The 1608-nt window shown below is 67.7% G+C and carries 1 protein-coding gene; it reads right to left on the bottom strand.

Annotation, left to right across the window (positions count from 1 at the left end; genetic code table 11):
- Positions 1 to 1608 (bottom strand): non-ribosomal peptide synthetase (locus tag SM452_RS30300; RefSeq protein WP_463841216.1); only part of this gene is annotated, 1608 nt, incomplete at both ends.

Raw genomic sequence — 1608 nt, 5'->3', positions numbered from 1 at the left:
CAGGCGCACGGCGAGCAGTGAGTGGCCGCCGAGCCGGAAGAAGTCATCGTCGACACCGACACGGTCCACGCCGAGAATCTCGGCGAAGACGCCGCACAGGATCTCCTCCCGCACCGTGACCGGCCCGCGACCCGCACCGGTCTCGTAGTCAGGTGCCGGCAACGCACGCCGGTCCAGCTTCCCGTTCACCGTCAACGGCAACTCATCAAGAACCACCACCGCCGACGGCACCATGTACTCCGGCAGACGCTGCCCGACATACTCCCGCAGCCCCGCCGCCCCGGCACCCACCACATACGCCACCAGACGCCTGTCCCCCGCCACGTCCTCCCGCGCGACCACCGCGACCTGCGACACCTGCGGATGCTCCTGAAGGACCGCCTCCACCTCACCCGGCTCGATCCGGAAACCACGAATCTTCACCTGCGCATCCGCGCGACCCGCGAACACCAACTGCCCGCCCGGCGACCACCTCGCCAGATCCCCCGACCGATACATCCGCTCACCAACAACGAACGGCGACGCCACGAACCGCTGGCTCGTCAGACCCGGCCGACCCACATACCCCTGCGACACCTGCACACCGGCCACATAAAGCTCACCCACCACACCAGGCGCCACCGGCTGCAGCCGATCATCAAGCACATACAACGACGTACCGGCAAGTCCACGCCCCACCACACTGCCGACCTCGCCACCGGTCAGCTCATACACGGTCGAGTGCACCGTGGTCTCCGTGATGCCATACATGTTGACCAGACGCGGTCCACCGAGCCAGCCGAAAACCCGCGACGGCTCAAGGGCCTCACCCGCGAACACCACCAACCGCACCGACGGCAACGGCTCCGCCGCGACAGCCAACAGTTGATAGAACGCCGACGGCGTCTGACTCAGCACCGTCACACCCTCATGCTCGATCAACCGCGCGAAGTCCCGCGGACTACGCGACACATCGAACGGCACCACCACCACCCGAGCGCCGTGCACCAACGCGCCCCACAACTCCCACACCGACACGTCGAACGCGAACGAATGGAAACAACTCCACACGTCATCCGCCCCGAGCCCGAACACATCACGAGCCGCGACCAACAAACCCACCACATTGCAATGGCTGACCACCACACCCTTCGGCATGCCCGTCGAACCCGACGTATAGATCACATACGCCGCCGACCCCGCCGACACCACCCGACCGAGCGAGGCGCCCGGCAACCCGGCGATCGAACCCGCCGTCTCCGGATCGTCCACCACCACCGACCGCACCACCGCGGGGACCAGCGGCGCGAACGCCTCCGACGTCACCACCACCGACACCGCCGCATCGCCCAGCACCAAGCCGACCCGCTGCGCCGGCGACCGCGGATCCACCGGCACATACGCCGCACCAGCCTTCAACACCGCCAGCAGCGACACCACCACATCGACACCACGCTCCAGCACCACCCCCACGAACGAACCAGCACCCACACCCAACCCCGCCAGATGCCACGCCAGCCGATTCGCCCGCACCTCCAACTCGCCATAGGTCAGCGACACCCCATCGGCCACCACCGCGACCGCCTCGGGGGCCGTCGCGACACGCTGCTCGACGAGGCCGGCCAGCGT

The sequence above is a fragment of the Micromonospora sp. SYSU B005 genome (assembly GCF_055362685.1).
The sequence above is the reverse complement of the archived record's forward strand: the minus strand, read 5'-3'. Positions and strand labels throughout refer to the sequence as shown.